The 21,348-nt window shown below is 63.8% G+C and carries 20 protein-coding genes; 4 read left to right on the forward strand and 16 right to left on the reverse strand.

Annotated features, from left to right (window positions below):
• Positions 1-49: 49 nt before the first annotated feature.
• On the forward strand, positions 50-946 hold the full coding sequence (locus ACLGL5_RS09445; protein WP_019862855.1) for a UTP--glucose-1-phosphate uridylyltransferase: 897 nt from the start codon (positions 50-52) through the stop codon (positions 944-946).
• A 284-nt stretch (positions 947-1,230) separates the two neighbouring features.
• On the forward strand, positions 1,231-3,618 hold the full coding sequence (locus ACLGL5_RS09450) for a polysaccharide biosynthesis tyrosine autokinase (protein ID WP_038651763.1): 2,388 nt from the start codon (positions 1,231-1,233) through the stop codon (positions 3,616-3,618).
• Positions 3,619-3,677: 59 nt separating this feature from the next.
• Here ACLGL5_RS09450 and ACLGL5_RS09455 read toward each other — a convergent pair whose 3' ends face one another.
• On the reverse strand, positions 3,678-4,760 hold the full coding sequence (locus tag ACLGL5_RS09455; protein WP_069090860.1) for an acyltransferase family protein: 1,083 nt from the start codon (positions 4,758-4,760) through the stop codon (positions 3,678-3,680).
• A 134-nt stretch (positions 4,761-4,894) separates the two neighbouring features.
• Positions 4,895-6,802, reverse strand: coding sequence for a propionyl-CoA synthetase (locus ACLGL5_RS09460; RefSeq protein ID WP_038651768.1), 1,908 nt, complete (start codon positions 6,800-6,802; stop codon positions 4,895-4,897).
• Positions 6,803-6,954: 152 nt separating this feature from the next.
• On the opposite strand from ACLGL5_RS09460, the gene ACLGL5_RS09465 reads away from it, so the two are divergent.
• The gene (locus ACLGL5_RS09465) at positions 6,955-7,185 is read left to right on the forward strand and encodes a hypothetical protein (RefSeq protein ID WP_038651769.1); all 231 of its coding nucleotides are present in this window, start codon (positions 6,955-6,957) and stop codon (positions 7,183-7,185) included.
• Between the two features lie 479 nt (positions 7,186-7,664).
• On the opposite strand, the gene dhaK is transcribed toward ACLGL5_RS09465, so the two are convergent.
• The 14 genes from dhaK to ACLGL5_RS09535 all read right to left on the reverse strand — a co-directional run bounded on the left by dhaK (position 7,665) and on the right by ACLGL5_RS09535 (position 20,426).
• Positions 7,665-8,651, reverse strand: coding sequence for a dihydroxyacetone kinase subunit DhaK (dhaK, locus tag ACLGL5_RS09470; protein WP_069090861.1), 987 nt, complete (start codon positions 8,649-8,651; stop codon positions 7,665-7,667).
• 32 nt (positions 8,652-8,683) lie between these two features.
• Positions 8,684-9,109 carry a hypothetical protein gene (locus ACLGL5_RS09475; RefSeq protein WP_019862863.1) on the reverse strand — a complete coding sequence of 142 codons (426 nt, stop codon included), beginning with the start codon at positions 9,107-9,109 and terminating at the stop codon, positions 8,684-8,686.
• A gap of 11 nt (positions 9,110-9,120) precedes the next feature.
• A complete protein-coding gene (gene ptsP, locus ACLGL5_RS09480) occupies positions 9,121-10,695 on the reverse strand; it encodes a phosphoenolpyruvate--protein phosphotransferase (RefSeq protein WP_069093255.1) in 1,575 nt (524 codons plus the stop codon).
• A 41-nt stretch (positions 10,696-10,736) separates the two neighbouring features.
• Positions 10,737-11,039 (reverse strand): HPr family phosphocarrier protein, encoded by a 303-nt coding sequence (locus tag ACLGL5_RS09485; protein ID WP_019862865.1) that lies wholly within the window; start codon positions 11,037-11,039, stop codon positions 10,737-10,739.
• 20 nt (positions 11,040-11,059) lie between these two features.
• Positions 11,060-11,449 carry a dihydroxyacetone kinase phosphoryl donor subunit DhaM gene (gene dhaM / locus ACLGL5_RS09490; protein WP_019862866.1) on the reverse strand — a complete coding sequence of 130 codons (390 nt, stop codon included), beginning with the start codon at positions 11,447-11,449 and terminating at the stop codon, positions 11,060-11,062.
• Positions 11,446-12,048 (reverse strand): dihydroxyacetone kinase subunit DhaL, encoded by a 603-nt coding sequence (dhaL, locus tag ACLGL5_RS09495; protein WP_019862867.1) that lies wholly within the window; start codon positions 12,046-12,048, stop codon positions 11,446-11,448. The genes dhaM and dhaL overlap by 4 nt, the downstream gene beginning before the upstream one ends.
• A gap of 72 nt (positions 12,049-12,120) precedes the next feature.
• Entirely contained in the window at positions 12,121-13,764 is a 1,644-nt protein-coding gene (locus tag ACLGL5_RS09500) for a dihydroxyacetone kinase subunit DhaK (RefSeq protein ID WP_069093256.1), read from the reverse strand.
• A 70-nt stretch (positions 13,765-13,834) separates the two neighbouring features.
• Positions 13,835-14,848 (reverse strand): ABC transporter ATP-binding protein, encoded by a 1,014-nt coding sequence (locus ACLGL5_RS09505; protein WP_038651779.1) that lies wholly within the window; start codon positions 14,846-14,848, stop codon positions 13,835-13,837.
• Positions 14,841-15,953 (reverse strand): ABC transporter ATP-binding protein, encoded by a 1,113-nt coding sequence (locus ACLGL5_RS09510; RefSeq protein ID WP_069090862.1) that lies wholly within the window; start codon positions 15,951-15,953, stop codon positions 14,841-14,843. The genes ACLGL5_RS09505 and ACLGL5_RS09510 overlap by 8 nt, the downstream gene beginning before the upstream one ends.
• Before the next feature lie 2 nt (positions 15,954-15,955).
• A complete protein-coding gene (locus tag ACLGL5_RS09515) occupies positions 15,956-16,162 on the reverse strand; it encodes a hypothetical protein (protein WP_083246524.1) in 207 nt (68 codons plus the stop codon).
• Positions 16,159-17,109 (reverse strand): carbohydrate ABC transporter permease, encoded by a 951-nt coding sequence (locus ACLGL5_RS09520; protein ID WP_019862873.1) that lies wholly within the window; start codon positions 17,107-17,109, stop codon positions 16,159-16,161. The genes ACLGL5_RS09515 and ACLGL5_RS09520 overlap by 4 nt, the downstream gene beginning before the upstream one ends.
• The gene (locus ACLGL5_RS09525; RefSeq protein WP_064984712.1) at positions 17,106-18,053 is read right to left on the reverse strand and encodes a carbohydrate ABC transporter permease; all 948 of its coding nucleotides are present in this window, start codon (positions 18,051-18,053) and stop codon (positions 17,106-17,108) included. The genes ACLGL5_RS09520 and ACLGL5_RS09525 overlap by 4 nt, the downstream gene beginning before the upstream one ends.
• Positions 18,054-18,163: 110 nt before the next feature.
• On the reverse strand, positions 18,164-19,495 hold the full coding sequence (locus ACLGL5_RS09530) for an ABC transporter substrate-binding protein (protein WP_069090864.1): 1,332 nt from the start codon (positions 19,493-19,495) through the stop codon (positions 18,164-18,166).
• 232 nt (positions 19,496-19,727) lie between these two features.
• A complete protein-coding gene (locus ACLGL5_RS09535) occupies positions 19,728-20,426 on the reverse strand; it encodes a PIG-L deacetylase family protein (protein WP_069090865.1) in 699 nt (232 codons plus the stop codon).
• A gap of 27 nt (positions 20,427-20,453) precedes the next feature.
• Here ACLGL5_RS09535 and ACLGL5_RS09540 point away from each other — a divergent pair, with 27 nt between their 5' ends.
• Positions 20,454-21,344 (forward strand): DMT family transporter, encoded by an 891-nt coding sequence (locus ACLGL5_RS09540; RefSeq protein WP_027047686.1) that lies wholly within the window; start codon positions 20,454-20,456, stop codon positions 21,342-21,344.
• The last annotated feature ends 4 nt before the right edge of the window (positions 21,345-21,348 follow it).

The following is a 21,348-nucleotide window of genomic DNA, read 5'->3' on the forward strand; positions in this document are numbered from 1 at the left end:
TCGTGGCCTGTGAATGGACTGAAGTCGATCTCCTCAGAAGGAATTTGCGATGAAGAAAATCAGGAAGGCCGTGATACCGGTGGCGGGGCTTGGAACACGGTTCCTGCCGGCGACCAAGTCGATGCCGAAGGAAATGCTTCCGGTGGTCGACAGGCCTGTCGTGCAATATGCGGTGGACGAGGCCTTCGAAGCCGGCATCGAGCACATCGTGTTCGTGACCGGCCGCAACAAGGCGGTCATCGAGGACTATTTCGACCTGCATCCGGAATTGATCGGAACCCTGGAGCAGACCGGCAAGAAGACCCAACTGGAGGCGCTCGAAAGCATGCTGCCGGTGGCCGGCGCCACCTCCTTCATCCGCCAGCAATCCCCGCAGGGCCTCGGCCACGCCGTCTGGTGCGCCCGCGAGGTGATCGGCAATGAGCCCTTCGCTTTGCTTTTGCCAGACATGGTCTCCTTCGGCGGGCGCGGCTGTCTGGCCGAAACCGTCGACCTCTATGAGCGCACCGGCGGCAACGTCATCGCCGTCGAACGCTGCGATCCGAGCGAGACCAACAAATACGGCATTGTCGGCCGCGGCGCCGAAATCGGCGGCGGTTTCGAGGTCACGGCCATGGTCGAGAAGCCTGCCCCGGCCAACGCGCCGTCGAACTTCTACATCAACGGCCGCTACATCCTGCAGCCCGAGATCTTTGCGCTGCTGGGCAATCAGCAGCGTGGCGCCGGCAACGAGATCCAGCTGACGGACGCCATGGTCCGGCTGTCGAAGGATCAGCCGTTCTTTGCTCAGCCTTTCCTGGGCCGCATGTTCGACTGCGGATCCAAGGAAGGCTTCATCCAGGCCAACATCGCCTTCGCGCTGGCGCGCAACGACATGAAGGGCCCGGTTTTCGAGATGCTTCAGGAGTTCGTCCGGTCGCATGAACGCCAGGAAGAAGCCGCATAATGCCCATCTTTCGGGAGTATTGCCGGATGGCCGGCGGCGAGAGGCCGACAGGCCCCGTCGTCTGGCATGAAGCTTGCGTTGCTTTTGGCAATGCTCCCGATCGTTGAGGCGCTGCAAGCCCAAGCATGATCCCGGAAAGTGGCTCCCGGTTTCCGGAAAGGTCATGCTTAGAACTGAGACAGGTCGTGATCCCGGAAGTTTTCGGAAAAGATCATGCCCAAACAAAGAGATAGAGCCTCAACCCGATGGTCGGGAACGCAACAGGCTCTGGGATTGGACCGACGATGAATTATGCCAATTTTCCTCTCGACAAGAGGATGCCATTGCCGAATTCGGACGCAGGAAACGGCGAAGACTTCATCGATATCGAGCGGCTGCTTGGCATGGCTGCGCGGCAGGCCAAGGTGGTTGCCGTGTGCGCCGCCATCGGTCTTTTCCTGGGCATGCTCTATCTGCAGACAACGCCGCCTAAATATGTGTCGGTTTCGAGCGTCTTGATCGACGAGGGCCTGAACAAGATCGTCGACGATATTTCGGCGGCGTCGACGACCATGCAGACCGATTCCGCCATTCTGAGCCAGATCGAGATCCTGACCTCGACGCGGCTCGCGGCGGTGGTCGTCGACAAGCTCAAGCTCGCCCAGAACGATGCGTTCATGAACCCGCCGCAGTCCGCGCTTGCCCAGGGCGTCGGCCTGATCCGCGGCCTGATCCAGTATGTCCGCCCTAGCCCGCCTATCCCGGGCATGGGTGACATCAGCAAGCTCGACCCCGCCACCCGCGATGCGCTGATCGCCACGTCGAGCCGCGACTATGCGATCCTCAAGTTGCAGAACGAGATCCAGGCGGATCGTGTCGGACGAAGCTACGTCATCGCGCTTGGCTATCAGGCGACCGATCCGGGCCTGGCGAAAGCGATCACCAAGGCCTATGCCGACGCCTATCTTGCCGATCAGCTCGATGCCAGCTTCGACGCCACCGAGCGCGCGGCGGTCTGGCTGCAGGGCCGGCTGACGGAACTGCGCGAAAGCTCGCAGCAGGCATCGCTGGCTGTCGAGAAGTTCAGGGCAGAACACGGCTTGTCCGCCAACAGCGATGGTCAGCTGATGAGCGACAAGCAGCTTGCCGACCTCAACGCCCAGCTCATCGTGGCGCAGGCCGACACGGCGCGCGCCAGCGCCCGCTACCAGCAGTACAAGTCGATCGTCGACAGCGGCTCGGACAATGCCTTCAAGGATGCCGCCATTTCGAGCGATCAGCCGAGCAGCTCGGTCATTTCAGCGCTCAAGACCCGCTACCTCACCGTCGCCAAGCGCCAGCAGGATGTCGAGGCGAATTTTGGTCCCGACCATCCGCAGGCCGTGGCGCTAGCCAAGGAAAAGGCCGACATATCGAAGCAGATTTTCGGCGAGCTCAAGCAGCTCACCGAAAGCTATCGCAACGAGTATGAGGTGGCGCTGGCGCGCGAGACCGCGCTCAGGGCCAATGTTGCCGCCGCTCAAGGCAAGAGCTCCATCGACAACCAGTCGCAGGTCCAGTTGCGCGACCTCGACCAGAAGGCGACGGCGCTCACCACGCTCTATCAGACGTTCCTCGGCCGCTATGAGGAAGCCGCGCAGCAGCAATCCTTCCCGGTCGGCAAGATCCGCATCATCTCGGACGCCTCGACGCCGCTCTCGGCCTCGAGCCCGCGCACCGTCATCGTGCTCGGCCTTTCGCTCGTGCTCGGCGTGCTGATGGGCGCCGGCTTCGGCGGCCTCAACGAGTTCAACGAGCGGTTCTTCCGGACCGGCGAAGAAGTGCGCGACCGTGTCGGCCTCAAATTCCTCGGCTATCTGCCGACCATAGGCAGCAGGCCCGCCAAGGACGACAAGCAGACCGACGCTCTACCGGATGCCAAGACAGCGAGGTCGCCGGCGGCCATCGAAAGGCGGGCGCGCATGCGGGTGAGCATCGACGCGCCGGCATCGATGTTCTCCGAAACCCTGCGCAGCGCCAAGATCGCCTTCGATGTCGTGATGGAAGGACAGGGCAGCCGAGTCGTCGGCGTCATCTCGGTGCTTCCCGGTGAAGGAAAGTCGACGGTCGCGGCCAATCTCGCCGGGCTGCTCGCCGCCAACGGCGCCAGGACGCTGCTCATCGACGGTGACCTGCGCAATCCGGGCCTCAGCCGCAGCCTCGGCATGGAGGCCGAGCAGGGTCTCATGGAAGCCGTGGTCAACGGCCAGACCTGGCAATCGGTCGGCAAGATCGACCGGCAGACCAAGCTCGCCATCATCCCCGCCGTGCTGCGCGGCAACTTCTCGCACACCAGCGAGCTGTTGTCCTCGGCCGGAATGCGGCGCTTCATCGAGAACGCCAAGGAGACGTTCGAATACATCGTCGTCGACCTGCCGCCGCTCGGGCCGGTGGTCGATGCCAAGGCCTTCGCGCCGCTGGTCGACGGCTTCGTGCTGGTCACCGAATGGGGCCGCACGCCGCGCGCCATGGTCAGGTCGATGCTGGAATCCGAACCCTATGTCGCCAACAAGATCGTCGGCGCGGTGCTGAACAAGGTCGACCTGAAGAAGCTCGCCAAATACGGATCGTTCGGCGCTTCGGAAAAATTCTTCGATAAATATTCGAGCTACTATCTCGACAAGTCCGAAGTGCGCAGCAAGGCGACGGTCTGATATCGGTCCACCGTCTCTGGTGAGGCCAGCCGTGTCATCACGGCTGGTGACGGCCTTGGCTACGCGGCCTTGAGCCGGTAACGGAAGACGGTGTGGTCGAGCAGCAGCCTTATGCGCGGTTCGGCTTCCGTTGCCACAAGCCAGCTTGCCGCGATCATCGTCGCACCGACCACTGCCATCGACAGGAGATAAGGCACTCCGGCACGGACCATCGCCCCGAGCATCGCCGCGCCGACGACGTCGTGGATCAGGTAGAGCGGATAGGTCATCAGGCCGATCCGGCGCCAGCCGCTCCAGCTGAGGTCGAGCCGCAGCGACCACGCCATCAGCGCGATCGCGACGAGGAAGATCAGGATCGGCGGTGCATAGGGCATCACGGCATTGACCTTGATGCTGTGGACGTCGACTGAACTGGCGATCTGCAGCACGCCCCCGCCGAGGAACAGCAGGCAGAAGCCAAGGCGAGGCACCGTCGGCGCCTTGAACCGGATCAGCCACAGCAGCACGCCGACGGCGAAGAAGCAGCCGTGATGCACCAAAGTGAGCTGCAGCAGCCGCGTCTCGGCGAAGTCGGCCCAGCCGAGCGGATAATAGAGGCACCAGAACAGCGTGCTGACCAGGCCGATGACGATGGCGACCGGCTCCATCAGATCGAAGCGACCAAGCCGCAGCAGGATCCAGACGATGGCGTAGAAGGCGATCTCGATGCCGAGTGTCCAGTAGACGCTGTCCACCCAGGGACCATAGGGGGCGAACAGGCCGGTGCGGGCCAGCCTGACCACCGCATCGGTCGGCCAGCTCAGGCCGATGGCGAGAAGCAGCACGGCGGTGACCGGTGCGCAGATCCAGACCGCCGGCGCCAGTCGCTTCACCCTGGCCTCGAAGAACCGCAGCGGCGTCGACTTCTCGGCGCTGAAGGCGATGACGAAACCGCTGATGACGAAGAAGATCTCGACGCCGACCCATCCGGATCCGACCCAGGCGCCTATGCCAGGCTGTGCCGGCATGCCGCCCGTGGCTTGTGCCGAAATGCCATCGGGATAAGCCCACACCCAGAAGCCATAGTGGTAGACCATGACCAGAACGGCGGCGAGAAACCGCAGGATGTCGACGCCGCCAAACGTGATTTTTTGCTGAGCCATACCGCACCGTCGGATGGCCCCCCGCGAGACACTGTAGGGTGGCTTGCTACATTGCACAACAAAAGTATTGCTTTCCGATCAGGATTGACCAACCGGCAAGGACAGACTGTGCGAAACCACTCGCCGCATCAGCCTCAAATCCCGATCCCGCGCGCCTTCATCGCAGCGGTGATCTCGTCGAGGATGGTCGGGTCGTCGATGGTCGCCGGCATCGTCCATTCTTCCTTGTCGGCGATCTTCTGCATGGTGCCGCGCAGGATCTTTCCCGACCGCGTCTTGGGCAGGCGTTTGATCGTCACCACGGTCTTGAAAGCGGCGACCGGCCCGATTCGCTCGCGCACCAGCGCCACGACCTCCTTCTCGATGGTGCCGCCGTCGCGAGCGACACCGGCGTTCAGCACCACGAAGCCGAGCGGAATTTGCCCCTTCATCGCATCGGCGATGCCGACGACGGCGCATTCGGCGACATCGGGATGGGCGGCCAGCACCTCTTCCATGGCGCCGGTCGACAGCCGGTGGCCGGCAACATTGATGATGTCGTCGGTGCGGGCCATCACGTAGAGATAGCCGTCCTCGTCGATCATGCCGGCATCGGCGGTCTTGTAGTAGCCGGGAAACTCATCGAGATAGGCCTGGCGGAAGCGGGCGTCGGCGTTCCATAGCGTCGGCAGGCAGCCGGCCGGCAGCGGCAGCTTGACCACGACATTGCCGAGCGTGCCGCGCGGCACTTCATGGCCGGCATCGTCGAGCACGCAGATGTCGTAGCCCGGCATCGGCACGCCGGGCGAACCGTATTTCACCGGCAGCAGGCCGAGCCCCGCAGGGTTGATGGTCATCGGCGAACCGGTCTCGGTCTGCCACCAATGGTCGATCACCGGCACGTTGAGCTTCTGCTCCGCCCATTTGATGGTTTCGGGATCGGCGCGTTCGCCGGCGAGGAACAGCGTGCGGAATTTCGACAGATCGTATCTGGCAACGAACTCACCCCTGGGATCCTGGCCCTTGATCGCCCGGAACGCCGTCGGCGCGGTGAACAGCGCGACCACGCCATGGTCCGAGATGACCCGCCAGTAGGTGCCGGCATCAGGTGTGCCGATCGGCTTGCCTTCGAACAGGACGCTGGTGCTGCCATGCAGCAGCGGTCCGTAGACGATGTAGGAATGGCCGACGACCCAGCCGACATCGGACGCTGCCCAGAACACTTCGCCCGGCTTGACGCCGAACTCGTTTTCCATCGTCCATTTCAGCGCGACCATGTGGCCGCCATTGTCGCGCACGATGCCCTTGGGCTGGCCGGTCGTGCCTGATGTGTAGATGATGTAGAGCGGGTCGGTGGCCAGCACCGGCACGCAGTCGACATTGGCGCCGGCCGCCCGTTCGCGCGCGACGGCGTCGGCATAGTCGATGTCGAAATGCTCCTTCAGCTCGCAGCGCAGCTGGTCGCGCTGCAGGATCAGGCAGGCGTCCGGCTTGTGGCGGGACATCTCGATCGCCTTGTCGAGCAGCGGCTTGTAGGCGACGATCCGGCCCGGTTCCAGGCCGCAGGAGGCCGAGATGATTACCTTCGGCTTGGCATCGTCGATGCGCGTGGCCAGTTCATGCGAGGCAAAGCCGCCGAACACGACCGAATGCACGGCGCCGATGCGGGCGCAGGCGAGCATGGCGATGGCCGCCTCCGCCACCATCGGCATGTAGATGATGACGCGGTCGCCCCTGCCGATGCCCCGGTTCTTCAGCACCGAGGTCAGCGCCACCACCTCGCGCTTGAGTTCGGCGTAGGTGAATTTTTTCACCGTTCCGGTGATGGCGCTGTCATGGATCAGTGCGATCTGGTCGGCGCGTCCGCCGGCGACATGCCGGTCGATGGCGTTGTAGCAGGTGTTGCAGGTTGCGCCGGTGAACCAGCGGCCATAGACGCCGGCGGTGGCGTCGAACACCTTGTCCCAGGGCGAATACCAGTCGATGGCGCCGGCCGCGTCCGCCCAGAATTGTTCCGGGTCGCGTTTCCATCCGTCATAGACCTCATGATAGCGTGAAGCCATCCGTACCTCCCCAGGAAACCATTTGCCGTCTTTGCCAACAGCCTATGCTGTTTTTTCCGGCGCTGTCTTCCCTGATTTTCGTATGAACCGATCCCGGCTTGGTTGCGCGCCGTATCGTGAAGTGAAGTCTTCTCGGGAGAGGGATCTGAGCGATGCGCCATCCAGCATCGATCGTGGCAAAACCGGTGTTTGCGCTGACGATCGGCGCGGTGCTCGCGATCTCCACCGCAACTGCCCTGGCCGGAGATGCCGCGGCTAGGCGCATCATCGGCTTTTCGCCTTCCGGCAAACCGGCGGTGATCGTCGTGCTGCTGCAACGCTTCAGCCAGGGCTTCGAAGGGCGCGACCACCGCTTCATCGCCGTGACCGGGCAGCCTCGTTGAGAAGCCGGCCGATAGCCGTCTAGAGAGGTTCACCGTTTCACGGAAACGGCGACACTTTCTAACTCTTTGTTTTTTTACGCAATTCCGTGCGGAAAACCGGTTCCCACTTTTCCTGGAATTGCTCTAACAAACGGTATTCAGGGGACGAAATGCCGGCCGCACTAGATCGGCAGGGCCACAAGCATGAGGCCTACGCCGCCGAAGATCAAAATGGCTGCCGCCAGCGCTTTCCGATGACGTTCGAAAGTCGTCGGAGCCCGCTCCCAGTTGTAACGCATACGCTATCTCCCCAAAACCCCGGGGAGTCCTTACCTTACTTAGGGGAAGAAAAGCAACGGTCCGGCGAGTCGACGCAGGCTTCGTGGTGACGACTATTTCTGGGGTGATTCCCGCTGAGGGCAGGTGATGGCGTATAGATCGCCATTCCCAACGGAAGCGCTATGGCTCTTTCCCGGGAGAATCGCCGCGCATTCGAATTTCTACATGCCCCAACGCAGCGCCGCCGTGTGGACAGGCGCGTCCCACCAGCCGGTCATCTCGTCATCGAGCATGGTGAGCGTGATCGAGCAGCCGGCCATGTCGAGCGAGGTGACGTAGCTGCCGACCAGCGAACGGATTATCGTCACGCCGCGCTTCTCGAAAATTTTGCGCGCGCTGTTGTACATCAAATAGAGCTCCATCAGCGGCGTGCCGCCGAAGCCGTTGACGAACAGCAGCGCCGGTCCTTTCGCTTTGTCGCCGAGATCGCCCAGGATCGCGGTACAGATCTCCTCGGCGATCGCGTCGGCGCTCTTCAAGGTGTCGCGCCGGCGGCCGGGCTCGCCATGGATGCCGACGCCGAATTCCATCTCGCCGTCGCCGATGTCGAAGGTCGGCTTGCCCGCCGCCGGCACGGTGCCGCTGGTCAGCGCCACGCCCATCGAGCGGGTCGCGGCATTGACGCGCTCGCCCAGCGTCTTCAGCACCGGCAGTGCCAGGCCATGCTCGGCAGCCGCGCCGACGATCTTTTCCACCACCAGCGTGCCGGCGACGCCGCGCCTGCCGGTCGTGTAGGACGAATTCTCGACGGCGACATCGTCATTGGTCACCACCTGCAGGACGCCATCAGACATTTCGGCCGCCATGTCGAAATTCATCACGTCGCCCTCGTAGTTCTTGACGATGAACAGGCAGCCGGCGCCGCTGTCGACGGCCTGCGCCGCTGCCAGCATCTGGTCCGGCGTCGGCGAGGTGAACACCTGGCCGGGGCAGGCGGCATCCAGCATGCCATGGCCGACAAAGCCGCCATGCAGCGGCTCGTGGCCCGAGCCCCCGCCGGAGATCAGCGCCACCTTGCCCGGTCGCAAGGCCCTGCGGCGGACGAATTTATGGTCCTCGCCAAGCACGAGGATATCGGCGTGGGCGGCCACGAAACCGTCGAGGCTCTCGGTCAAAACCGTGTCCACCGCGTTCATAAATTTCTTCATGGCGTCCTCCCAAACAGCCCGGCAAGAAACGGTCAGCTGCCACCCTTGCCGGCGATGCTGGTGATCTTCTGGATAAATTCGTTGATCGCCCGGTCGAGCGCCGCATTCTGCTTGTCGTCGCCGAAATCCGGCACGACGAGCGACACATGCCGCGTCTTGCGCATGCCCGCGGCGATCGACATTTTTCCCGGATGCGCCTGATGGTAGGCGGCGAGAAACTGATCCCGCTCGGCCGGACTGAAATGGCAGACGGAGAAAATAGCCGGCAAATGCTTCGACGGAATCGGCACCGTATAGGCCGGGCTTGAAATCTGCGTCACGAAGCTGCGGTGCTTGCCGAGCGCGTCGGCAAGGCGCTGGCGCATGCCGGACGGGCGCTGGTCTATGACCTGCGACAGGATCGTCTTGTAGGCGCGGATCGCCTCTTCGGAACCGGGTTCGGGTTTGATGTCAACCATGCCGGCCGCGCCTAGACCGATACATCCGCGATGGCCGCCTTGGCCATGGCGAGTTGCGCCGGCGCGACGGACAGATCGCGCAGGCCGGCTTCGAGCAGCGACGGGATCGCGGCCGGATCGCCGCCGGCATCGCCGCACAGGCTGACGGGAATGCCGTTTTCCCGTCCGAAGGCCGTGACCGAGCCGATCAACCGCAGCACAGCGGGATGACGGACCGAATTGAGATGGGCCACAGCAGCGTTATCCCGCGCGGCCGCCATCACATATTGTGTCAAATCGTTGGAGCCGATCGAGAAGAAGGCGACGCCGGCGAACGCCTCCGGCGCGATGGCCACCGACGGCACCTCGACCATGATGCCCAGCGGCGGCATCTTATGGGCGACGCCACGCGCGGCAAGGACTGCCTGCTCTTCGCCGAACAGAGCGGCTGCGCGTTCATATTCATCGGCCATGGCGATCATCGGAAACATCACCCTGAGATTGCCGTGCGGCGAGGCGCGCAGCAATGCCCTGATCTGTACGCGAAAAATGTCGAGCCGTGCCAGCGACAGCCTGATGCCGCGCAAGCCAAGGAACGGATTGCCTTCCTCGACGGTGAAGCCCGGCACCGGCTTGTCGCCGCCGGCGTCGACGGTGCGGATCGTCACCGGTTTTTCGCCTGCCCATTCCAGCACCTTGCGATAGGCGCGGTATTGCGTCTCCTCATCCGGCAAATTCTTGCCGAACAGGAACTCTGTTCGCATCAGCCCGACACCGTCGCAGGTCGCGATGTCGATGCCGTCGACATCGGACGGATCGGCGATGTTGACCTGCACGCGCACCGCTGTGCCGGTCTTGGTCACCGCCGGCCGCGCCAGAAAACGCCGGACCACGCCCTGGCGGGCGACGAAGGAAGCGGACGACTGCCGGAACGCGCCGATCTCAGCCGGCGAGGGCGCCAGCACGATGCTGCCATGCTCGGCGTCGAGCAGTGCCATGCCGGCAAGATCGGCAAGCGGTTCGCGCAGCCCCACCACCATCGGCACGCCCCGCGAGCGCGCCAGCATGGCGACATGGCTGGCCGTGCTGCCCGCCTTCAGCGCGATGCCGCCGCCATGGCTCCAGTCGGTTTCGAGAAAGCGCGTCGGCGCGATGTCCTCGCCGCAGAGGATGGCACCGGTAGGCGCTGTGCTGTCGCCGTCCTCGGTCAGGGCGCGCAGCACCTGGTCCCTGATATCGCGCAAATCCGTGGCGCGGGCACGGAAATAGTCCTGGTCGGAGGCCTCGTAACCGCCGATCTCGGCATCAAGCGCCTCTCGCCATGCCACGTCGGCGGTCTGTCCGGAAGCGATCGATGCGAAGGCCGGCCCGCTCAAGGCGTCGTCTTCCAGCATGGCAATGTGGAATTCGAGTATGCCGGCGGCGTCGCTGTCGGCGGCCTCCGCCATGGCGGCAAGCCGGCTCACTACCGTGCCGATCGCGGCTTCCAGCGACGTCTTCTCTTCCGTAGCGGTGGCTTTGCCTGCGTAGACGGCGGGCGGCCGGTCCAGGTCGAACAGCGGCCCCTCGGCATAGCCGGCCGAGGCCGGAACGCCCTCAATCCGCATGGCCCGCATTCCCTGCGGGCTGGCGAAGAAGTGCGCCAGCCTCACGCCGAGCGGACATGACCGGCGTCCTCGTCGAAATCGCGCTGCACCAGGTCGATCAGCGCGCGCACCGCATCATCGGCGCCGCTGCCGCTGGCCCTGATGTGCAGCACCGTGCCCTTCGGCGCCTTGGCCGCCATCACCTTGACGATGCTCTTGGCATCGAACCACGGCCCGTTGGCGGCAAGCGCGATTTCCACGTCGGCGGCAAAAGTCTTGGCCAGCTTGGTGAACTTCACCGACGGACGCGCGTGCAGCCCCACATCGTGGGTGATCAGGACGGTCGCTTCGGCTGCTGCGGACATTTTTCAGGAATCCCGTTCACTCACGACGGCGACAATTCGTGCGCCGTCGCCACCACTTCCTTCAGCGAGGCGCCGCCGGAGGATTCGGTCGCGGCCATCACCGCGCCCTCCACGATCGGCGCGTTGCACACGATGATCTTCTGCGCACGCGGCTCGCCGATCATCTCCACCGCCATTTCCGAGTTGGTCTCGGCGCCGCCGAGATCGACGAGGATGGCGACACCGGCTTCCGACCAGGCCTTGTCGATGGCGCCCATGATCGCCTCGACGTTGGTGCCAAGCCCGCCATGGCCGTTTCCGCCGCACCATGCAAGCGGCACTTCTTCGCCCACCATCTGGCGTACCATGTCGGCCGTGCCCTCCGCGACCAGCGGCGAATGCGACACGATCACGATCCCGACATTGCTCATGCGCTTTCCCCGATCGCTTGCCCCACCGAGCGCACCAGCAGCGCGGTCGAGCGCGCGCCGGCATCCATATGGCCGATCGAGCGCTCGCCGAGGAACGAGGCGCGGCCGCGCAGCGCCTTCATCGGCACCGTCGCTTCGGCGGCGGCGTCGGCGATGTCGGCGATTTCCGCCGCCGTCTTTCCCCCGGCCAAGGCATCATGCACCGGCTGTAGCACATCGAGCATGGTTTTTTGTCCGATCTGCGACTTGCCGCGCGCGGCCACCGCGTCGACCGCCTTGCCGAAGGCGGCGGCCAGATTGTTGCGATCGGGATCCGCCGCAATCTCCTTGCCCAGCGCCATGAACAGCGTACCGAACAAGGGACCCGAAGCGCCGCCCACCGTCATCACCAGCTTGGTGCCGATCGCCTTCAGCGCGTCGGGCAAGGGTTTGGCAGCGAACGCATCAGCCTCGGCCCGCACGGCCTCGAAGCCGCGCTTCATGTTCAGCCCATGGTCGCCGTCGCCGATCGCCTGGTCGAGCGCCGTCAATTCCTCGGCGTGAGCGGCAATCGTCTCGGCGGCCACCGCGATCAGCCTGGCAAGGTTCAATGCCGCCATGTCGCCCAAAATCCCGGTTTCCACTGTGCCGGCAGTAACGAAAGAACGGTCATTCGACAACTGCTGCATGCGTCAGGCCGTGACGAGCAGCGCGGCGGCGGCCGAAAACACCTCGGCCACCGCATGGGCGCCGGGGTCGACCACGCCTTGCAATTTGGTGCCGACATAGGCGGACCGTCCGGCCTTCGCCTTCTCCATGGCGGCCGTCTCCTCGGCGCCGCGCCGGGCGGCGGCTGCCGCCTCTTCCAGCCCGTTGGCGTCGAGCGCTTTCAGCGCGGGCTCCAGCGCATCGACCATGGTGCGATCACCCGGTTTGGCGCCGCCGTAGAAAGTCATCCGCTCGAGGCCGGCAAGCAGTGCCTTGGACAAGCTGGCGCCGCCGCCGAGGGCCTGTGCCGCCGCCGTGAAGAAGATCGACAGCAGCACGCCGCTCGAGCCGCCCATCGACGCGCTCAATATGTCGCCAATCGCGCCGAGCGTCGCCGCCGGGTTCGCCAGAGGCAGCATGTCGAGCCGCTCGAGAATGCTGCGCGCGCCGGTCGCCACCGTCGAGCCGGTGTCGCCGTCGCCCGCCCTGGCGTCGAGCCCGTTCAATGACGCTTCAAGTGAAATCAGTTTTTCGCAGACCGTGACGATCAGCCGCCTGGTGCCGGCATCCTGGCTGGCCTTGTGCGCGGCACTTTGCCCGGCTGCTTTCGCCATCGGCAAGATGACAGGCGACGCGACCGGCTTGGCCGGCATCCAGGCATGCGGGCCGACCGGCGCCAGCAGGGCGGCCCCGCGCGCCGCATCGAGCCGGATCAGCGACAGCGAGAAGCCGTTCATGTTGAGCGCCGTCATCAGCGGGCCGGGGCCGATCGCCAGCTTGACGGTCTTGGCCAGCGGCGAGGCCAGAACCGCATTGGCAACCAGCGACATTTCGAGCGGCGGCACCGCGCCGAGATTGTTGATCAGCAAGGCATGGCTTGCCTTCGGGTCGAGCCCTGCCGCGAGGCGCTCCGCCATGATCGCGACCAGCCTGTCGACGCTTTGCAAGGCAATCCGCTCGACGCCCGGCTCGCCATGAATGCCCAGGCCAAGTTCGCCGTCGTCCGCGCCAAACCTGTCTTCATGCGGCTGCCCGGGGATCGAGCAGGACGACAGCGACATGCCGAGCGAAACGATATCCTTTGCTGCCGCCCGCGCCGCTGCCGCGATGTCGGCAAGATGATGGCCGGCCTCCGACAAATGGCCCGAAATCTTGTGCACGAACAAGGTGCCGGCGACGCCACGCGGCTGGTTGATGTCAGGCAAAGCGATGTCGTCGGCAACGATCACCATCTCGACGCGAAAGCCCTCGGCGCGCGCCTTCTCGGCGGCCAGGCCGAAATTGAGCCGGTCGCCGGTGTAGTTCTTGACGATCAGCAGGCAGCCGGCCGGCCCGGTGACCGCGCGGATGGCCGCCAGTACCGCTTCGACACTCGGCGAGGCGAATATCTCGCCAGAGACCGCCGCCGTCAGCATGCCCTTGCCGACAAAGCCGGCATGCGAAGGCTCATGCCCGGCGCCGCCGCCGGAGACGACGCTGACCTTCGACTTGTCCCAGTCGGCGCGCAGCACGACCTTGATCTCGGGATAGCCGTCGAGGCGCGCGAGGTCGTCCGAGCCGCTGGTGCGCAACAGGCCGTCCAGCGCCTCGGTGACGATCGTTTCCCTGCGGTTGAAAAAGTGCTTCATCGAATTCGTCCCGTATTCGCGATCGTCAATCAGAAGCGGCGTTGCCCCGGCTGGGAACACCGAAAGCCGTTCACATCAATCTTTGTCCATCGGCGCCGAAATAGAGCGGCGAGCGGTAGCGGATCACCACTTTGTCGCCTTGCGCCAGATCGGTGTCGGGGTCGGTCAGCGTCACCAGTTTCTTCGGCCCCACCGTCACATGCAGGTGGTTCTGGTCGCCGAGATGCTCGACCCAGTCGACGACGCCGTCGGCATGGCCATTCCTGGCCTTTTCGATCGTCAGATGTTCGGTGCGCGCGCCGATCGTCCTGGTGCCCACCGGCGCGCTGCCATCGGGCAGCAGGCCGGTCGGCAGGAGATTGATCGCCGGTTGGCCGAGCCTTGCCGCGACATGCAGGTTTGCCGGCTCCGAATAGATGGTTCGTGGCGAGCCGATCTGCACCAGCACACCATCGGCGAGGATGCCGATGCGGTCGGCCATGGTCATCGCCTCGATCTGGTCATGCGTGACATAGAGCATGGTGGCGCCGAGTTCGGATTGGATGCGCTTCAGCTCCAGCCGCAGATCCGCGCGCAGCTTGGCGTCGAGCGATGACAGCGGCTCGTCCATCAGATAGATGGCGGGTTTGCGCACCAAGGCGCGGCCGATGGCGACGCGTTGCATTTCGCCGCCCGACAGCTTGGTCGAGCGGTTGGCGAGCTTGTGGTGGATGCGCACCATCTTCGCCACCTCCTCGACCCGCCGGCGGATCTGGTCCTCCGGGATCTTCCGCGCCGGCGAGCGTAGCGGGAAGGCGAGATTGTCGTAGACCGACAGATGCGGATAGAGCGAGTACTGCTGGAACACGAAGGCCGTGTCGCGCTCGGCCGGCGACAGCGTCGTCGCATTATGGCCGCCGATTTCGATCGTGCCGGCATCGGGCCGTTCCAGCCCGGCGATCAGCCGCAGCGTTGTCGTCTTGCCGGCCCCGGTCGGCCCGAGCAGCACGACGAACTCTCCGTCTGCTATGTGCAGGTCGAGACCGTTGACGGCGACATGCTCGCCAAAGCTCTTGGTCACGTTCTTGATATGCACGTCAGCCATGCTGCGCTCTCCCCTGAGAGGCGGTATCGTGGACCGCGGTTCTCACCGCGCGGCCCGATCCCTTGTCGAACAGCGACAGCCGGGCGCTGTTCAGGGCCAGGCCGACATGGTCGCCGGCGTTGAGCCGGATTTCGGCCGGAACCCGCGCCTTGATGATGCCGTCGGCCGTTTCCACCGCGACGATCTGCGTGGTGCCGAGATATTCGGTGCCGTAGATGGCGCCGCGCAGCTTCGAGGCATCGTCGAAACGAATGTGTTCCGGGCGGATGCCGAGCGCCATGTCGGCCGGCGCGATATCCTCGCGCACCTCCGGCACCGCGACCTTCGCGCCCTGGACGACGATCTCCTTGGCGCCCTTGGTAAGCCCGCCGCCGAAGCCCAGAAAATTCATCGGCGGCGAGCCGATGAAGTCGGCGACGAACATGGTCGCCGGGCGGTCGTAGATTTCGCGCGGCGTGCCGAACTGTTCGATGACGCCGTGGTTCATCACAGCGATCTTGTCGGCCATCGACATCGCCTCCATCTGGTCGTGGGTGACATAGACTGTGGTGGCGTGGACGCGGTTGTGCAGCTCGCGCAGCTCGTGGACCATGAGGTCGCGGAACTCGGTGTCCAGCGTGCCGAGCGGCTCGTCCATCAGGAAGCATTTCGGCCGCCGCACGATGGCGCGGCCGAGCGCCACGCGCTGGCGATCGCCGCCGGCAAGGCCAGAGACGGATTTGTTGAGCAGATGGTCGATACGCAGGAGTTTTGCCGTCTCCTCGACGCGCGCACGGATTTCGGCCGACGGCATGCCTTGCGCCAGCAGCGGAAAGCCGATGTTCTTGCGCACATTCATGTGCGGATAGAGTGCGAACAGCTGGAAGACGAAAGCGATGTCGCGCTCGCGTGCCCGCAGCATGGTGACGTCATCGCCGCCGAGCAGGATCTGGCCGCCGGTCGGCAGTTCGAGCCCGGCGATCATGCGCAGTGTCGTCGTCTTGCCGCAGCCCGACGGGCCGAGCATGACGAAGAACTCGCCATTCTCGACGACGAAGTTGGAATCCTGCACGGCGACGAAATCGCCGAAGGCCTTTCTCAGGTGCTGAACACGGATCTCGGCCATGATTATTCCGGGAACTTCGAGACGATGATGAACATCACGGTGCCGGCAAGCATGGTGATGAAGGAATAGGTGTAGAGCGACAGCGCGAAAGGCTGGAACAGCATCAGGAAGCCGATGGCGATCAGCGCCGTTGCGATATTTTCCATCAGGCCGCGCCTGGCCCAGGCCGGCCAGCGCGATTTGCTTTTGACTGATTTGATCATGCTCATTTGCGCACCGCGCCGAAGGTGATGCCGCGCAGCAATTGCTTGCGAAGCAGGATGGTGAAAACCAGGATTGGCACCAGGAAGATCGTCGTGCCGGCCGCGACCGCCGGCCAGTCCTGGCCGCCTTCGCCGATGATGGTCGGGATGAAGGGTGGCGCGGTCTGCGCCGTGCCCGAGGTCAAAAGGGCCGCGAAGGCATATTCGTTCCAGGCGAAGATCAGGCAGAAGATCGCGGTCGCGGCGATGCCGGTGGTCGCTTGCGGCAGCACGGTGCGCCAGAATGCCTGCAGCCGCGTATAGCCGTCGATCATCGCCGCTTCTTCATATTCGCGCGGGATCTCGTCAATGAAGCCTTTCAAGAGCCACACCGCCAGCGACACGTTGACCGCCGTGTAGAGCAGGATCATGCCGAGCGCGGTGTCCGACAGGCCAAGCTCGCGGTACATCAGGTAGATCGGAATGGCGACCGCGATCGGCGGCATGAAGCGCGTCGACAGGATGAAGAACAGGAGGTCGTCGGCGAGTGGCACCTTGAAGCGCGAGAAACCGTAGGCCGACAGCGTGCCGAGGAAGACCGCGCAGAAGGTCGAACCGAAGGCGATAATCAGCGAGTTGAGGAAACGCGGCAGGAAGTTGGACGGGCCGGCGATCACCATGTTGCGCTTGCGCACGGTCTCGTCGCAGAAGCCGGTCGCCGGACCCAGCGAGTTGATGTATTCCGGCGTCTGCCGCGTCCGCGTCGTGAACAGGTTGCAATAGCCCTCGATGCTCGGCTGGAACACGATTTTCGGCGGATATGCGATCGAATCCGGCGGCGTCTTGAAGCTGGTGGCGAAGATCCACAGGAGCGGCACGATCGAGATCAGCGCGTAGGCGATGATGATCGCGCCGGCGACGCGCTTCGAATTCGCTGACGGTGCGACGACCGAATGGGCAGTGGTCAGGCTCATCTCTGCTTCACCTTGTTGAGCGCCTTGACGTAGATGTTGGCCAGCCCGAACACCGCCACGAACAGGATGATGGCGAAGGCCGAGGAATAGCCGGTGCGCCAGCTCTCGAAAGCCTGCCGCTTCAGCGTGATCGAGGCCACCTCGGTGGTCGAGCCCGGCCCGCCGCCAGTCAGCAAATTGACCATGTCGAACATCTTGAAGTTCTCGATGCCGCGAAACAGCACCGCCAGCATGATGAAGGGCAGCGCCATCGGCAGCGTGATCGACCAGAATTGCCGCCAGTTGGAGGCGCGGTCGACCTCGGCCGCCTCATAGATGTATTCCGGGATGGAGCGCAGTCCGGCGAGGCAGATCAGCATGACGTAGGGCGTCCACATCCAGGTATCGACGATGATGATCGACCATGGCGCCAGCGACACGTTGGAGAGCATCTGGATGCTTGTCGGCGGAATGCCGCTGACGAACGAGATCACATAGGAGAACAGGCCGATCTGCGGCTCGTAGAGGAAGCGCCAGAAATTGCCGACAACCGCCGGCGACAGCATCATCGGCACCAGGATCAGCGTCGTCCAGAAGGCATGGCCGCGGAATTTCCGGTCGATCAGCCAGGCCAGCGTGAAGCCGATCAGCGTTTGCAACAGGATGGTCCAGAACACGAAATGCGCCGTCGTCTGCATGGCGATCCAGATGTCCTGGTCGCCGAGGATGCGCTGGTAGTTGGCAAAGCCGAGATTCTTCACCACTTCGTTCGGCCGGTTGGCCCGGTAGTTGGTGAAGGACAGATAGATCGCCCAGAACAGCGGGAAGATGTTGATGGCGAGCAGCAACAGGATCGTCGGCGAGATGAACAGCCAGGCGAGGCCCTTGTCGCTGATGCCCCGGACCTTGCGGGCCAACGGTTCCGGGGTCGCCCGGGCAACGTTCTCCACGGTCCGATTGAGCATGGTCAGTCCTGCTTCGGTCACTTGGGTCGTCTCTGTGATGGAATTTATCTGAACTGCGTCCCGTGCCAAGGGTGGCACGGGACGCCTGGGCCTAGCTCGGGAGGAGCCGGTTACATCTTGCCATCGTCCTGGAACACCTGGGTCCAGTCCTTGACCAGGCCGTCGAGCGCGTCCTTGGCTGAGCCCTGGCCGGCCACGACATAGTCATGGAAGCGCTTCTGCGAGGCCTGCAACAGCGGTGCGTAGCTCGGCTCGGCCCAGAAGTCCTTCACGATCGCCATCGAGTCGAGGAAGGCCTGGGCGTAGGGCTGGCTGGACGGGAACTTCGGGTCCTTGACCACGGAGTTCAGGCAGGAATAGCCGCCGAGCGACCACCACTTGGCCTGCACGTCCTTGTTGGCGAACCACTTGATGTATTTCAGCGCCGATTCCTGCTTGTCGGAGTAGGAAACCACCGAAATGCCCTGGCCGCCGAGCTGCGCGAACTGGGCGCCGCCAGGACCCTTGGGATTGACGAAGTAGCCGATCTTGTCGCCACCGACATTCTCGTCCTTCTGCAGGCCGGGCCAGGTGAAGGCGAAGTTCATGTGCATCGCCACCTGACCGGATTTGAAGGCATCGACGCCTTCGCCCATGTAGCTGTTCGATGCGCCCGGAGGGGTGCAGCAATCATAGAGAGCCTTGTAGAATTCCAGTCCCTTGACCGAGTCGGCTGAATTGACGAAGCCTTCCATCTCGTAGGGCTTCTTCGGGTTCTCATACTGGAAGCCGTAGCTGTAGAGCACGTCCATGGCGCCCATGGTGATGCCTTCCGAGCCACGCTCGGTGTAGATCGAGGCGCCATAGACGGTCTTGCCGTCGATCTGCCGCTTCTGGAAGAATTCGGCGATCTGCTTCAACTGGTCGAAGGTCGCCGGCGGGCCGAGATCCCAGCCATACTTTTCCTTGAATTCCTTCTGCAGCTCCGGCTTGGAGAACCAGTCCTTGCGATAGGTCCAGCCGACGACGTCGCCCATGGCCGGCAGCGCCCAGTAGTTCGGCGTGTTCTTCGGCCATTCGGAGTAACCGACGACGGTCGCCGGCACGAAATCGTCCATGCTGATCTTCTCCTTGTCGAAGAAGTCGTTCAGCTTGACGTAATGGCCGTTCTCGGCCGCGCCGCCGATCCACTGGCTGTCGCCGATGATCAGGTCGCACAGTTTGCCGTGCGAGTTCAGTTCGTTGAGGAAACGGTCGGCATAGTTGGTCCACGGCACGAACTCGAATTTCATGCCGATGCCGGTTTCCTTGGTAAAGTCCTTGGACAATTCGACAAGTGCGTTGGCCGGGTCCCAGGCGGCCCAGCAGAGCGTCAGGTCTTCAGCGTGTGCGGCATTCGAGACGGATGTCGACGTTGCAATCGCCGAGGCCAGTCCCAACGCCAGTTTCAAGCTCGATTTCATGCCTTCCTCCCATTTACGAAACGCGCCCGGATGACGGTTTCAAGAGCCCTCAACCTCTCTCCTCAGAGGCCTAAACATGGCGGCGCCGGAGCGCGGCAGATGTTTAGTAATTTGTTTAGTGATGCAATTTTTACTAAACAACGCAAGCGAATTCGTTGCTGCGTCGCAACATGACGAAACGGATGATTGAAATCGTTAGGAAATGATCGCCGGATGTTTCTCCGGCAGCCGCTCAGCCGGCCTCGCCGATGAGGTTCGTCTGTGGCGTCACCGGCCGAACCGGCGGCGCGGGCGGCAGTAAGGCGCGTATGTCGGCGAAGGGAAATGTAGGCTCGAAGCGAAAAGCCTCGGCCAGGGAACCGGGGACAGCGTTGCATTGGCCGGCGCGAAATTCATTCTGGATGCGCGCCCTCTCGACATATTGCTCCGGCCGCTGTGACCGGTGCATGCGGATCCCATGTGACTTGATATCCCGGTAGGCCGATATATCGACATAGTGCGTCGGCGCAAATCCGGTACCGCCCATCGTGTCGGCATGCAGCACAGGAACCGCGAAGGAAGCCGCTATGCGCACGCCGTCCGACAGCGCGCGGTGGTCGGCGTGATAGTCGTTGGGCGCATGCGTGATCACCAGCTCCGGCCCGGTCTCGCGGATCAGCGTTTTCAGCACGCCGATCAGCGCGGCATCGGCCACCAGCTCGCCGTCGGGAAAGTCGAGAAAGCGTGGCGCAGCACCAAGCAGCGCTGCCGCCGCCGTGGCTTCCTCGCGACGGACGCGGGCGAGAACGGCGGGATCACTCTTGCCGCCCTTGGCCCCATCCGTGGCCACGGCAAAAGTCAATTCTGCGCCTTGCGCCGCATAGGCGGCCAGCGTACCGAACATGAAGATCTCGATGTCGTCCGGATGCGCACCGAGCGCCAATATTTTCAAGCTACTCTCTCCCGGAAATGAAAAAACGTGCCGAACGGAATCCTGCTCGCCCTGATCGCCTATGCAAGCTATTCGGGCAGCGATGCCGTTATCAAGAGCCTGGGAGGACAGTTTACCGTCTTCGAGATCGGCTTCTTCGTCACTTTGTTTGCCGGCTTTTTCCTGTTCTTCACCCGCCCGGCGGGCGAGCGCTGGCTCGATTTCTGGCGCATGAAGCGGCCATGGGCGGTGCAGGCGCGCGCCTGGGCCGGCATCGCGTCGGGCGTGCTCAGCGTCTATGCCTTCACGCACATTCCGCTTGCCGAAGTCTACGCGCTGATCTTCCTGGCGCCTTTGCTGGTCACCATCCTGTCCACCGTCATCCTGAAGGAAAAGGTCGGCCCCTGGCGATGGCTGGCCGTGGTCGCCGGCTTTGCCGGGGTGATGCTGGTGGTGCGGCCGGGTTTTCGTGAATTGAACCTCGGCCACCTTGCCGCTTTCGTGAACGCCTTCCTCGCCGCGACCAGCGTCATCCTGCTGCGCTCGCTCGCGCAGCAGGAAAAGCGCACCTCGATGCTCGGTGTACTTGTCGGCTACGGCCTGCTGTTCAACGGGGCCGGCGCCGCCGCCACCTCATTTGCCTTGCCGAATGCCGTACAACTCGTCTGGCTGGCGATGGCCGGCGCCTTCACCGCGGGCGGGCAATTCATGCAGCTGCTCGCCGCCAAATACGCCCCCGCCAACCGGATCGCGCCGACGCATTATTCGCAGATCGTCTGGGCGGTGATCCTTGGCGCGCTGTTCTTCCAGGAATACCCGGACTGGCTGACGCTGGTCGGCCTCGCGATCGTCGGCGGCTCCGGCCTGCTGACCATGGTGCGCGAGGAGGTGCGGCTCGGCACCGTGCGCTGGAACCCGTTTGCGCGCACCCGGCTTTGAGCCG

The organism is Mesorhizobium sp. U510 (assembly GCF_059180695.1).